We start from the raw sequence: 13109 nt of genomic DNA, 5'->3' as shown, positions 1-13109 counted from the left end.
TTTTCCTCCTAATTCAACTTAAAAATGATGCAGTCAAACCCAGTTAGTTAAAGAAATAACTGGAAAACAAGATACCAAGGACAAAAACCAGTAGCAAGCCCAAGTAAAGAGAAGTTCGGTTTAACTCAACTGGCTGATTATTGGGATTTGGACTCCGTTCTGGCATAATTAGGTTTCTCCTATCGTTGAATAAATTGCATAGAAGCGATCGCGCCCAAGAAAAAGATTGTTGGGACAGCTAACGTATGAACCGCTAGCCATCTAACGGTAAAAATGGGATATGAAACTGGCTGATTAGGCGTATTAGTAGTCATGTTTTGCCACCTCTTTTAAACGACTTACTTGTTGACACTCCCCATTTTTTTGATGGAAATGGGACTTTTCGTACCGTAACGGGAAGGCTGTTCCTGCAAACAGGGATTCGTAAACCTAATATTGAGGATACTGAACCTTTGAAGCCTCCTCCAACAAGCCAGAGATGATTCTTTTCTCAAGCACTTCCGTATACCTACGGTACTTCACTACCGATGTATCTAACTAGATTCCCGTTCGCTCCTTAGAGCGCATTGACACGGTACTTTTCATCCCAGTTTTGCATCGAATCCAGCCGAAATTGCCCCGGCAGTCTTAACACAAATAGGTGCTTTTATTTTTACACCCGGTTATGTCTAGAGATTGCCGCGCTTATTTTATAAATTCCTCGATTTGTTGCTTGGATTCAAAGCGATCCTGAACAATCGGCACTTCCTGCCGAGTTTGGGTGAAATACTCGTTGGGGCGGGGTGTCCCAAAGGCATCGTATGCAAGACCTGTGCTAACAAATAGCCAGCCTGCAATAAATAATGCCGGGATGGTGATGCTGTGAATTACCCAGTAACGAACGCTTGTAATAATATCCGAAAATGGACGTTCTCCAGTTGTACCAGCCATTCAGATTCCTCCTCTGACAACAATTAAAAGCTAACTTAATTATGATACGAAACTCGGTAGAGAGTCACAAGCAAAGCATTCGTTGTATGACAACAATCTAGCTTTCCTCTTTAAGCTGCTTGCGACGCACCTTCGTATTTCAACAAAACACCTCGCTGACCTATGATAAATCCTTGCTGGGGTGTTAGAAACATAATCCTGTAAAGATTGGAAGGGATATCCTCGATCTCACGAGCTTTTTGCCAAGTTTTGCCGCCATCCAGACTCCGGAGCAAATTTCCACTGCCACCTGTTACCCAAACTTCTTCAGGTGTCCGATATGCTAAATCGAGTAAACCCCAACTGGTGGATACCTCTGGATATTGTGCTTCTTCCCACTCCTCTGGATTTTCCAGACTGCTAAATTGTAGCTGACCGCCCCGCGCCAGCATCCACAGCCGACCATCTTGGGCAAACCCCATATTCTCCACCCTTCGGGAGCTATTGCGATTATGGGGCACCCAGGCATCTAGACCAGGCTCCCAAGTGGAATAGAAGTTACCTTTGGCAGACACCGCAACATATTTGCCATCGGCAGAGCGAGACATATTACGGACAACACCCACCGCTTCTTGGACCATCGCTTTCCAAGTCTGTCCGGCGTCTTGAGTGCGATAAATAGCCCCTACGTTGGTGCTCATCTCAGCGGAGTTCGGACCGAGCGCCACAATTCTGTTTGGTGCCCCTGGTAACTTGTTACTCAGGGCGATGCGAGTCCAAGATTTTCCCCCATCCGTTGTATGGAGCAAGATCGAGGGTTCTCCTGTAATCCATCCTTCTTGATCGGCAAAACTCACGCCGGTAAAGCGGTATTGCCGATCTCCCAGTTCCAGGTTTCTAGACTCCCAAGTCTTGCCGCCATCGGTTGTCTCTAAAAGTGTGGAATCACTCCCCACAACCCAGCCATGATTGGGGTCGCCTGTAAAAGCGAGATCCTGCAAGTTTGCCTGCGTTGGTAGAGAAATGGCGTGCCAAGGGCTGTCGCTCACCGAAGGAACTTGACTGCAACTGGCGCAAAAGAGGACAACCGCCAATAATATTGCAATTTGTTTCAGTTTTCTCACAAATAAATTCATACTGTCCAGAACTGGTGCGTGCAAATCTTCTGCTATACGATTGATAATCCAGCGAATTCGGCGGGGATTCGCTTCGTCTATGGCAAACTGAGGCTGGTTTTATTGCAAACCATAGAGACTGATAAAGAACAAGAAGCCTAAGGCTAATGCCCCAAAAATGAGCAGATTCTTCTGTCCTGGGGTTAAACGGTTAACACCCAGACCATAGCCTAGATTTTCCTTGAATCCAGAGGGGGAGCCTACAACGCCAACGTTTTGGAACTGTGTTTTCCGCACTCCACAAATGGGACAACGCCAGTCTATTGGCAATTGTTCAAAAGGTGTCCCTGAAGGAACATCGCTCTTACTGTCGCCCTTAGTCGGCTCATAAATATAGCCACAGGCGCGACATTCGTAGCGATCTAGTGGTTGGGCTTCGACGGCTGGATTGCTCATGGCTCAAGATAAAATTGAGAAGCCAATCTTAAAATGTATGTTAAAAATTATGCCATAAGTAGGGGATTTTCTTAATATTGTTTAGCTTGCCTCTGCCTTAAGGAGAGGACTTCGCGGTTGTCCCTCGATACCAGTAACCCTTGTCTGCTTCGGTAGGAGCCTTGACTAGAAAAGCCGAACGGGTCACATCGGGTTACATCAGAATCCAGGATTGATGACCGACATTGGCCGCCTCGCCAGCAGCAACTTTGGCAGAGGCAGGCACTTTATAATGTATAAATGTGAAGAAGTAATAACAGCCGTCCTTTCATCTGAGTGGTAGTACAAGATCGTGTTTGTCCTCAGTGGGTATGAGTATTTTTTAGGCTTCTTGCTAGCTTCCAGTCTGGTGCCGATTTTGGCGCTGACTGCCTCCAAGCTCCTGCGGCCCAGTGGTAGTAGTCCGGAGCGGCGCACCACTTACGAATCTGGCATGGAACCGATTGGGGGAGCCTGGATTCAGTTCAACATCCGCTATTACATGTTTGCGCTGGTTTTCGTCATTTTTGATGTTGAAACTGTTTTCCTGTATCCGTGGGCCGTTGCCTTCAATCGCCTAGGTGTACTGGCGTTTATTGAAGCTTTGGTCTTTATTGCAATTCTTGTAGTTGCTCTTGTTTATGCGTGGCGCAAAGGAGCCTTAGAATGGTCATGAAATCTAACGGTAACGCCGATATTGCTGCCCTGAAGGCGCAGCAGAAAGAGAAGATCCTTAACCCGATTGAGCGACCTACTGTTACTCAAGAACTGTCTGAAAATGTCATCCTGACAACGGTTGACGACCTCTACAACTGGTCGCGGCTTTCCAGCCTGTGGCCTCTGTTGTTTGGAACCGCCTGCTGCTTCATTGAAGTGGCAGCGATGATTGGCTCCCGGTTTGATTTTGACAGATTTGGTCTGGTTCCCCGTTCTAGCCCTCGGCAAGCTGATTTAATTATTACTGCTGGCACGATTAACATGAAGATGGCACCGGCTCTGGTGCGCCTTTATGAGCAGATGCCAGATCCCAAGTACGTGATTGCAATGGGAGCCTGCACGATTACTGGCGGGATGTTCAGCGCTGATTCCCCGACTGCGGTGCGGGGTGTGGATAAGCTGATTCCTGTCGATGTCTATTTGCCTGGATGTCCCCCACGTCCGGAAGCGATCATGGATGCGATCATTAAACTGCGAAAGAAAATCGGGAATGATTCTATCCAAGAGCGGGATCAGTTTCAGCAAGTCCATCGCTATTACAGCACTACTCACAAGATGCAAGCTGTAGACACCATCCACGATGGCAAGTATTTACAGTTAGCAACTCGCCAAACTCCGCCGCAGGAGTTGGCGGCAGCGATGGGTATGCCTGTAGCACCCGCACTGTTAACACCAGAAAAACAGGAGGAAGGTCGTGGCTGAAGCAGAATCCCCAGCAGAATCTTCAGGGGAACCCCAAGCAGAATCCCAAATCGTGGAAGCGGGTAAGGTTTCTCTTTGGCTGAAGGAAAATGGTTTTGAGCATCAGGAACTAGAACGCGATCGCAGTAACGTTGAGATTATCAAAGTTGAGCGAGACTTCTTGATTCCGATTGCGACAGCCCTCTACGCTTACGGGTTTAATTACCTCCAGTGTCAAGGTGGCTATGATGCGGGGCCGGGAGAGGAGTTGGTCAGCTTCTATCATTTAATCCAGGTGAGCGACAATGCTGACAGACCGGAGGAACTGCGGCTGAAGGTGTTTTTGCCACGAGATGATGCTAGACTCCCTTCGGTGTATTGGATTTGGAAGACGGCAGACTGGCAAGAGCGGGAAGCTTTTGATATGTACGGCATTGTCTATGAAGGACACCCGAACCTAAAGCGGATTTTGATGCCGGAAGATTGGGTGGGCTATCCGTTACGCAAGGATTATGTGTCGCCTGATTTCTATGAGTTGCAGGATGCTTATTGATTCAGGCAAAAGGCAACTAGTAAAAGAAGGACTTTTTCCGGGTTGACTTGTGGAAAGCACTCACTTTTTATTTGAAGTGGGTGCTTATTTTTTTAGCGAAGTGTCTCTACTTGAAATGAGGAACCTAAGCGAGACCGTATCAAATATTACTTAATCTTATCTGCGTATTGACATATACTTTAAAAATGGGAATCTGTGCGCTCAGGTAAATGTTTTTTAAGTTAAGTAAGCAACGATTTTGCTGTAGTGAATACTTAAGTTCGCTGGGTAGATAAATGCTAGGTAGATAAATAGCGATCGCACCCGATTACTCCCCTAAACCCATAAAATAAATCAACAGCTTGAATGGCAGGGGTACTGGCGCGTGAAGTTGTCATCAAAGGGTGTTTATCAAGTCGAAAGTCAGGCAAAAGAGCAATCTGATCCCGTAGCTTCGCCGGTACAGTACGACCTGCAACCGATTAACAGACTTTTAGCAGTTGCTGCTTCTAAGGGAACCTACCATCTGCATCCCTCAGAAGGGCATGAAATACCCCTAGGATGCCCCAGAATACCAGCGTCTTTACAACTGCGACAGTATCAGCAGGAAGCGGTTGCTAGCTGGTTTGCCAATCAAGGCAGAGGAACGCTGAAGATGGCGACGGGGAGTGGAAAGACGATTACGGCGCTAGCGATCGCTACCTCACTCTATCAACAGATTGGTTTGCAAGTGTTGCTGGTCGTGTGTCCCTACCGACATCTGGTGACACAGTGGGCGCGAGAATGCGAGAAATTTGGACTACAGCCAGTTTTAGCTTTTGAGAATGTACGTAACTGGCAGAGTCAGCTATCAACGCACCTATACAATCTGCGTTCTGGCAATCAACGGTTTCTCACGCTTATTACAACAAATGCCACCTTAATGAGTGAGGGATTGCAATCTCAACTCAAGTATTTTCCAGATAAAACGCTAATTGTAGGAGATGAAGCGCATAACCTCGGTGCAAGGCAGTTGGAGAAAAGTCTGCCTTCTAGAGTGGGATTAAGACTAGCGCTATCTGCAACACCAGAACGATATTTTGATGATGAAGGTACGCAATCTTTATTTGACTATTTTGGCAGAGTTTTAGAGCCGGAATTTACGCTGAAAGATGCAATTCAACAGGGGGCGTTGGTGCATTATTTGTACTACCCTATCCTGGTAGAACTAACAGAGGCAGAAGCCCGTGCTTATGTAAAATTAACCGCTAGGATTGGCAGGGCGCTGTTGTTCCAGGAACGCGAGAACGGTGCTAGCAAAAGCAATTGGGAAGACCGTGAAGAACTCAAGCCATTGTTGATGCAACGGGCGAGATTAATTGGTGCTGCTAGCAACAAGTTAACTGCTTTGCGCGAGTTAATGAGTAGACGCTTGGAGACGACGCACACTTTATTTTATTGCGGAGATGGTTCTGTAGAAAGCACGCGCCAATTGAAAGCCGTTGCTAAAATTTTGGGAGATGGATTGGGATACCGAATCAACACCTACACTGCCCAAACTCCATTATCAGAAAGAGAAAATTTGCGGTGTCAATTTGAGTCGGGAGATTTACAAGGTTTGGTGGCGATTCGGTGTCTAGATGAGGGTGTCGATATTCCAGCAATTCAGAATGCTGTAATTTTAGCTAGTAGCAGCAATCCGCGCCAATTTATTCAGCGTCGAGGACGAATTTTGCGCCCTCACCCAGGCAAGCAACGCGCCACTTTATTTGACATGATTGTAGTGCCACCAGAGCTAGATCGGGAAACTTTGGAAGTAGAACGCAATTTGTTAAGAAAGGAATTGCGGCGATTTGTAGAGTTTGCTGACTTAGCGGATAATTCGGTCGAAGCTAGAGTTAAATTACTGGATTTACAGAGAAACTACGAGTTGATGGATATGTAATGCTTCGGCTGAATCTAGTATTCCTTAATGGGTTGTAAAAGCAAATATACCTGGCGATTAGAAATCGCGGCTACACAAACAAAGTCCGCCTACGCGGACTTCTGAAACCCGCGTAGGCGGGTTTAGTTGAATAAATGCGAAGCAACTTCTGCCCCCCTTCTTCCGAAGGGGGGTAAGGGGGGTTGGCGTAGATGCGAATTCTATTCGCCCTCTTTACTCACATAGAATTGTGAGATCACCAGAAATAACCGGGTACTACGGTTGTCTGCCGATCGCTTGTGTCATACTTCAGCAGATACTCGTGAGCGATCGCATCCAATTCTCGCAACCTTTCGGCTTCAGTTTTGCCAACCTCAGTATCGGTGGATAATAGAATCACCTGATGACTGGCAGAGGGAAAATATCGCTCAACTAAATTCTGTCGGTGGGAAGAATCTAGTCGCCCCAGGGGTGTATCGATTGCTACAGGTAAATGGTGTCCGGCAACCCGTGCTAATCCCCATAAGAAAGCGATCGCAAGTAATTGCTTTTCTCCGGCTGAGAGGCGATGCTTTGGTACGGGTTGTCCCTGCGGATCGTAGATAGAAAGGCTGAAGGTTTGAGTGTCAATGGCTACGCGATGCACTAAGTCAGATTTGTGCAGCAGATAGCGGAAACACTCGGTTACTTCTATTTCTAATTTATTCAGTTTTTTCAGGGTTAATTTTTCCCGAAATAGCTTTAGGGTCGCTTGAACTTTGGCAACGGAGGCGATAATGTGCTGATTATTTTTTAGCTTGATATTGTCTTCGCTATAGTCTGCTAATTCTTTTTTGGTTTTAGCGATCGCTCTATTTAATTCTTCGCAACGGCGGCTAGCCATTTCATGAGCAACTTGAGCTTTCGCGACTGCATTATTCGCTTCTCTAACAGCGTCTTGTAGTTGTTGATACGCTTCTGGAGAAGCAGCAGTGGCTATCTGTCTATCGAGAGCATCTATCTCAATTTCTAGGTTTTCTAGTTCTTCTAGTTTTTCTTTGGCTCTAAATTTAGCAGTATTGATGCCAAAATTTAAGAAGTTATCCAGTTCCTTAATTTCTTCTAATTCTGCTAATAACCAGGGACTTTCATTGTTCGCAATTTCTTCCTCAAGTTGTTGATTTTCTTGGTTCAGGAAAAATTTGATTTTGTCAAGTTGCTCGGAAACTAATGACAATTCGGAAATATAATTTAAGAGGCGATAGTCTCGTTCTATCAAAACATCCCGTGCGATTTTTTTCTGTTGTTGACGGCTTTCCTTTTCGGCTTGGGATTTAGCTTGTTCAAGCAGGGGAGAAATTAAAGTGAGGGGAAAGGTACCAGCAGCTAATTCTCGCAGCGCCTCCCGCGCCTTTTCTGCTTGGGTTGTGAAATGGTCTTTTTGTTTTTCTAGACGGTTGCGATCGCTCGCAATTTTCCCGCCTTCGTACAGAAATTTTTCAGAGGCTTCACGCTGCTTTTCTTCAGCCCTATCTAAGTTATTTCGCAGAGAACCTACTTCTTGGGTTGCAGCTTCTAATTCATCTTTTTGTACATTAAGTCTTTGTTCAATTTCTTCTAAGGTAGCGAGTTCTTTAGCGCTAGCAATTTCTTTGCGCTTACGGCTAACGAGGATATCTAAATCCGCGGATAGACGTTCTGAGAGTTCTAAGCCTAATAGCGATTGAATTGCCCCTACAACTAAAGGGGGTGGAGTATCTAATTCGGCAAGTTCTTTTACCTGTTCGCCGTCAAACAAAAATAGATTAGAAATTCCCAGCGGTAGCAGGTTCTCAATGTATTCGTCCCAGGTGTTGGCAAGAGCTTTATCGGGCCATTCTTCATCTACTAGAATACCGAGAGTATCTTTTCCGTCTTTGGGTTCCTTTTCCCAATATCGGACAACTCTTAAAATAGTTGGTTTGTCGTCTTGAATGACTTCAAAAGCTAATTCAATTCGGGCTTTTTCTGTGGGTGGGGTGTTGCGGTTGACTGACTGGGTAAGAAAGTCGTTGTAGCTTAAGTTTCCGCGTGTAGAACATTGGGCGCGAGAACCGTATAAGGCAAGGCGAATGGCGTCCATCAGGGTCGTTTTACCGCCGCCATTCATGCCGCCAATTAAGATAATCGGGCGAGTATTTTCATCAGTTTCGGGGCGGAGGTTGATGACTTGTCGCCCCAGATAAGGGCCGAAATTTTGCAGGACGAGTTCGAGAAATATCACAGTTTATTGAGAATAGGTAATCGGTAACGGCTAATGGGTAATCGGGAATAAACAGCACTTAGTCATTAGCGTCATCTGCTTTTGGCGATGGAAATTTCATGCTTGCCCAAGTTAGCTGTTTCACTTTGTCAATATCTTCTTCTAAATAAGTTAGCTGTTTCACTTTATCAATATCTTCTTCTACAACAGCATTTTTTAAGTCGCGCTTATCGCGGGCATCTTGAATTGCGTCTTCTTTAGAGCGAGAACTGCTTTCAAAGCATTTATCCAATTTTTCGTAGACGCCGCGCCGAGATTTGACATGAAATTGGCGTTCTGTATCTAACAGTTTCGCCATCAGTTCTAGATGCATCCCGTCGTCATTGCAAATTTCTTGTAACACTTCCCATTCATCACTGCCTAGGAGTTTCCTCTCGGCACCAGGACGGATATCTTGGAACGATTCGCCTGTGACTTCTTCATAAATACGCGGCAAACTGTCATCAAATTCGTGTTTTTTTTCTAACCAAATGCGGCGAATTTCGCTTAATTCATCCTGGGTAATTAAGGTGATGTCGCGCATTTCCAGAGGTGCAGTGCGACGAATTTGGGTTTGTGCTTCTAAGACTCGCCTTAACCAATGTTCCCGCCAGTATTTTGTATAGGGACCAGGGATTGGTTCAACTGAGGTTTCGTCGTCAACATTACGTTCAAACAGCTGGACAGCTCCCCAGATGCGACGGAAGTCTCTTTTGTCGCGATCGTCCCTTTCATCTAATTCATTACGAATATCGAGTAGAGGCTGCATCCATTCTTTTTCATCATCATTCTGGATCATCGCCTCCATCGATTTATCCTTGCTTACCAACGTGCAAACCCAACAGCCAAAGCGAGAATCCCCACAGCTAGGGGTAGAAGTATCTATAACTAAGGGGCATTCGTTGTCTGCTGTCGCCCCTCGATACATGGTTAATAAATCTTTATTGCTATATCCCCAAGGGTTTTGCGACTGATTCAAGTAGATCCATACTTCATCATTACGCCAATCTTCAATAGGGCTATAAATCAAGGAGTTAGGTAGGCTGGCATTAGGACTGAGGCGATCGCGCACTCTACGTGCTTGATGCTTCTCCATTGTGGCAGCACGTTTAGCACTTTCAGCCTTACGAGTACCCAAAACAAGAATTGTTTCACCACTAACTCGCACTACCTTACGTATGAAGTGGTTAGCAGGATGGATTTTTAGGCGTTCAGTACACCAACGAAATTGATTGCGGGGTGCTGGGTAGCCCTTGCCGATTAAGTTTACCCAGAAAGTTTCCTTTACTTTTGGGTGGAGTAGATGAGGTTCTATCGGCATTCCTTGGTTTTGTGCAGCCGCCTTCATCTGTGCTAAAGAGTTGCGTACCCAGGTAGAGACTATGGGGTTCTCGACTAGGGTGTCTGTTGAGATAACATGGATTGGCTTGGTTCGCTGTTCTGGTGGGAGGGATGAGATCGCATTCCAGACAAGCTGTAAAACAGCTGTTGAGTCTTTGCCACCGGAATAGCCGACTACCCAGGGAATAGAATCTGAGCAATACAGCATTTGGATTTCAGCGGTGAGATGTTGGATATCTTCCACAAGTTCTGCAATAATGCGCTGAGTTTGCCCTTTATTTTCTGGCTCTTGTGCTGTAGTCATTTCTCTCTACCTGGGGAACATTGGTGTTTGCTAGACGTTTCTTCTCAAGTGTTAGCCTAAGAGATTTTTGAGATTTATTGATCCTCCCTAGCTTATTGGGAACACTAGGAACAGAAACACTAGCTCTACCTCGCTCTACTATGATGCTACGTTTAGGCCTTAAAGGAGTCTGCTGTGATATGGCTACAGGGAAATGAAGCTGTTCAGCAGCTAAGCGAGAATGTTCTTTTGTATGATTTGGCGCAGATGCGCGGAAATAGCGCTCTTCTTAGCCGCATCCCCGAAAATGTCGGTGGTGTATACGCCTGGTATCGTCGCTTCGAGCTTAAACCTACTGCCATACATGATCCTGAAGTTTTCACTGCATCTATTCTCGATGAACTTTCTAAAGATCATTGCGCTTCTAGAGAGGCACGACTTCCCCCATCACATAGGATAAGCCTTCAGCCTGAGACTTCATTCACTAAAGAAGGTGACTTGAGAGCGTTCGCTGCTGATCCATCCTTCCGCCAATTGCTCTTTATGCTTTTGGACAATTCCCTCATTTTTCAGCAGCCATTATATATAGGTAAGGCAAGTAATCTACATTCCAGGATTTGTAGCCACCTTCGTGAAGAAAGCATTCTACGTGAACGGCTTAAAGCTGCTGGTCATAATATTAATCGGTGCAGGCTTCTATTGATTCATACCTCATTCACTATGCCAACCTTTGTCTCAGATGGTGCTGATGAGGAGGATGACGTTGATAATCAAGCCTCTGAAGATTGTGAACTCTCCGATTTAGCGTCAGAGGGCTTAGTTGAGGACATTTTATCCAGGCTGTTTCTTCCATCATTTACTCTTAGGTACGGATAACACAAAATGCTGATAATTCCAAAGACTGAAGGAAAGGCAAGATTCAATAAGCCTCTCTATGGTATGACAGGAACTTACACTTTATCTGAAGGAATAGCACTACCCTACTTCCTTTCATTAGTAGAAATTAACCGAGCTATTGATGAGCTTAAGATTGCCGAACAGATTCCCGCATCGTTAGACACACAATGGTCACTAAAAGAACTATTCCAACGAGAAATAGATGATAAGCGGGTAGAGGACGATATTGTTAAGGGCTACCTCCTCGATCCTAAGAAGTTAAAGTTTTTTAATGCTATTACTATCGTATTGATGCCGAAAGGTGCCGATGGTAAAATCCAGGATACATTCGATAGCTCTACAAGTATTGAGCCTCCACCTATTCCTTGGGATGGTACTGATCCTGATGACACACAATGGAATCATGCAGAAGCTAATGTTGCTAACTTTAGCGGCGTTCAATTTATCTCCATTGGACTCTCTGCACGACTTCGCTGGGATGAAGATCGGGTACTTGCAGTAGCTGTAGATGGACAACACCGTCTTTGGGCACTGCGTACCTTCCGTGAAGATCAAAACTTTCGGGGCGGTACTCTTCGCACCGTTGAGGAACGAACTAAGGTTCCAGTTCTCTTCGTTTTGCTACATCCGAGTGCTGGTTTTCAGAATGCTTTGGGTGAAGGTGACTACTCCATTCGGGGAATTTCCCGTGAGTTATTCACTGATTTGAATAAGAATGCTAAGACTGTAGACAAGGCTAGAGAACTTATCCTCGATGATAAGAGTATCAACGCGCAATGTGTTAGAACGTTGCTAACTGAGAGAACAGGTGAGGATTCCAAAGAGCGACTTCCTCTTTCTCTAGTACGTTGGCAAGACGATTCAAACCGATTTGATAGTTCCTACTACCTGAATTCGCTAGTTCATCTGGATCTGTTAGTTTCGGCAACATTGGATCTGAAACTGCCACGCGATCCGATGGACAAAAAGCAAGTCAATGAGTTCATCAAAAGCATAAATTCTGCACTTGGCATAAATGAGCAGGAGGTTGAATACCAAGGACGCTTACTTTCCCAATACTATTCAGAAGATTACTGCGACGAAGACGGAGAACCTGATACACCCTTTGCACGCTTGCCAGAGAATTACCTTGACTCAGCAGTAAAAGGGTTCCAAGTGAACTTTCGTCCCTGGTTACTGAAACTTTTACTTGAGTTTAAGCCATACCGTAACTTACTCAAGTATTCTCGTGAGCATAACTTAATTGAGGGGACTTTTGGTAAGTTTCAAGCTCAAACTAATAAACACAGAGGAATTATCAAAGAACAGGAAATTGCCAAGGATAGTGATTGGCATAATCGAGAAATACTTGCACCTCAAGCAGCTATTGCTAGTATGAAAGACAATCAATGGGCTTTCAAAGCAATATTCCAAAAAGCTATGGTTCGCCTGGGTAAAATGGTGGATTTTGAGTATAAGGGAAAAGACAAAAACCTAGGCAATATAGATGATGTTCTAAACTTCTTAGACCGACTCTATGACAAAGGTGTTCTTAGGGTAGATGCTATTCTGACAGATTATCCATTCCGTTTATGGACGTTTATAGCTATAAATCCTGGGAATGATAAAATTAAAGTTGCCAAAGCTGTAGAAGATAGAATATTTTCTTTATTATGCTTGTGGTACTATGGCTCACGTAAAATAGAACTTGATGCAGCTAATGGTGAGCGTATCTTGTCTAACCGAAAGCTTTTAAATTTCTTTAAGGCAGAAGCCAATAAAGCTCAATGGCCTAGTTGTACTGAGGTATACACATTACTGTATAAAGGTTTTAACACAAATGCCTTTTACGGAAGAGATCACGATCAGTTGAGTGAAGATAGAAAAAAAGGTATGGTACTTGAGAGATTTTCTGCAATACTTGCTGATGGATTACCGCAAATTGATATTTCATCATCAAACTATTCATTCGCTGATGAAGTTGATGAGGAACTTGGATTAGAGCAAGAGTCTTAAGA

At 44.9% G+C, this 13109-nt stretch carries 13 protein-coding genes; 6 read left to right on the top strand and 7 right to left on the bottom strand.

All coding sequences use genetic code 11. The features are described from left to right. Positions 1-43: 43 nt before the first annotated feature. From H6H02_RS22070 to H6H02_RS22050, 5 genes are all read right to left on the bottom strand, one after another. The gene (locus tag H6H02_RS22070; RefSeq protein WP_190410995.1) at positions 44-166 is read right to left on the bottom strand and encodes a photosystem II reaction center protein L; all 123 of its coding nucleotides are present in this window, start codon (positions 164-166) and stop codon (positions 44-46) included. A gap of 13 nt (positions 167-179) precedes the next feature. Beyond that, on the bottom strand, positions 180-314 hold the full coding sequence (gene psbF, locus H6H02_RS22065; protein WP_190410996.1) for a cytochrome b559 subunit beta: 135 nt from the start codon (positions 312-314) through the stop codon (positions 180-182). A gap of 370 nt (positions 315-684) precedes the next feature. Then, positions 685-930: a cytochrome b559 subunit alpha gene (psbE, locus tag H6H02_RS22060; protein ID WP_190821780.1), complete on the bottom strand. Its 246-nt coding sequence runs from the start codon at positions 928-930 to the stop codon at positions 685-687. 110 nt (positions 931-1040) lie between these two features. Continuing rightward, a complete protein-coding gene (locus tag H6H02_RS22055; RefSeq protein ID WP_190821819.1) occupies positions 1041-2045 on the bottom strand; it encodes a photosynthesis system II assembly factor Ycf48 in 1005 nt (334 codons plus the stop codon). Between the two features lie 99 nt (positions 2046-2144). Further along, positions 2145-2480: a rubredoxin gene (locus H6H02_RS22050; RefSeq protein WP_190821778.1), complete on the bottom strand. Its 336-nt coding sequence runs from the start codon at positions 2478-2480 to the stop codon at positions 2145-2147. A gap of 331 nt (positions 2481-2811) precedes the next feature. On the opposite strand from H6H02_RS22050, the gene ndhC reads away from it, so the two are divergent. The 4 genes from ndhC to H6H02_RS22030 all read left to right on the top strand — a co-directional run bounded on the left by ndhC (position 2812) and on the right by H6H02_RS22030 (position 6352). Beyond that, on the top strand, positions 2812-3174 hold the full coding sequence (gene ndhC, locus H6H02_RS22045; protein WP_190411000.1) for a photosynthetic/respiratory NAD(P)H-quinone oxidoreductase subunit C: 363 nt from the start codon (positions 2812-2814) through the stop codon (positions 3172-3174). After that, positions 3171-3917 (top strand): photosynthetic/respiratory NAD(P)H-quinone oxidoreductase subunit K, encoded by a 747-nt coding sequence (gene ndhK / locus H6H02_RS22040; RefSeq protein WP_206757308.1) that lies wholly within the window; start codon positions 3171-3173, stop codon positions 3915-3917. Before ndhC ends, ndhK begins: the two co-directional genes overlap by 4 nt. Continuing rightward, positions 3910-4449, top strand: a complete 540-nt coding sequence (locus tag H6H02_RS22035; RefSeq protein WP_190821774.1) for an NAD(P)H-quinone oxidoreductase subunit J — start codon at positions 3910-3912, stop codon at positions 4447-4449. Before ndhK ends, H6H02_RS22035 begins: the two co-directional genes overlap by 8 nt. A gap of 505 nt (positions 4450-4954) precedes the next feature. Beyond that, entirely contained in the window at positions 4955-6352 is a 1398-nt protein-coding gene (locus tag H6H02_RS22030; RefSeq protein ID WP_199329455.1) for a DNA phosphorothioation system restriction enzyme, read from the top strand. Between the two features lie 235 nt (positions 6353-6587). Here H6H02_RS22030 and dndD read toward each other — a convergent pair whose 3' ends face one another. Together dndD and dndC are read right to left on the bottom strand one after the other, a co-directional pair. Beyond that, positions 6588-8573 carry a DNA sulfur modification protein DndD gene (gene dndD, locus H6H02_RS22025; protein ID WP_190821770.1) on the bottom strand — a complete coding sequence of 662 codons (1986 nt, stop codon included), beginning with the start codon at positions 8571-8573 and terminating at the stop codon, positions 6588-6590. 58 nt (positions 8574-8631) lie between these two features. After that, positions 8632-10236, bottom strand: coding sequence for a DNA phosphorothioation system sulfurtransferase DndC (gene dndC / locus H6H02_RS22020; RefSeq protein WP_190821768.1), 1605 nt, complete (start codon positions 10234-10236; stop codon positions 8632-8634). Positions 10237-10410: 174 nt separating this feature from the next. Between dndC and H6H02_RS22015 the strand changes: the two genes are divergently transcribed. Together H6H02_RS22015 and H6H02_RS22010 are read left to right on the top strand one after the other, a co-directional pair. Continuing rightward, on the top strand, positions 10411-11091 hold the full coding sequence (locus H6H02_RS22015) for a GIY-YIG nuclease family protein (protein ID WP_190821766.1): 681 nt from the start codon (positions 10411-10413) through the stop codon (positions 11089-11091). 6 nt (positions 11092-11097) lie between these two features. Then, positions 11098-13107, top strand: a complete 2010-nt coding sequence (locus H6H02_RS22010; protein WP_190821764.1) for a DNA sulfur modification protein DndB — start codon at positions 11098-11100, stop codon at positions 13105-13107. Positions 13108-13109: the final 2 nt, after the last annotated feature.

Source organism: Coleofasciculus sp. FACHB-1120 (genome assembly GCF_014698845.1).
In the GTDB taxonomy this organism is placed as follows: Bacteria; Cyanobacteriota; Cyanobacteriia; order Cyanobacteriales; family FACHB-T130; genus FACHB-T130.
The sequence above is the reverse complement of the archived record's forward strand: the minus strand, read 5'-3'. Positions and strand labels throughout refer to the sequence as shown.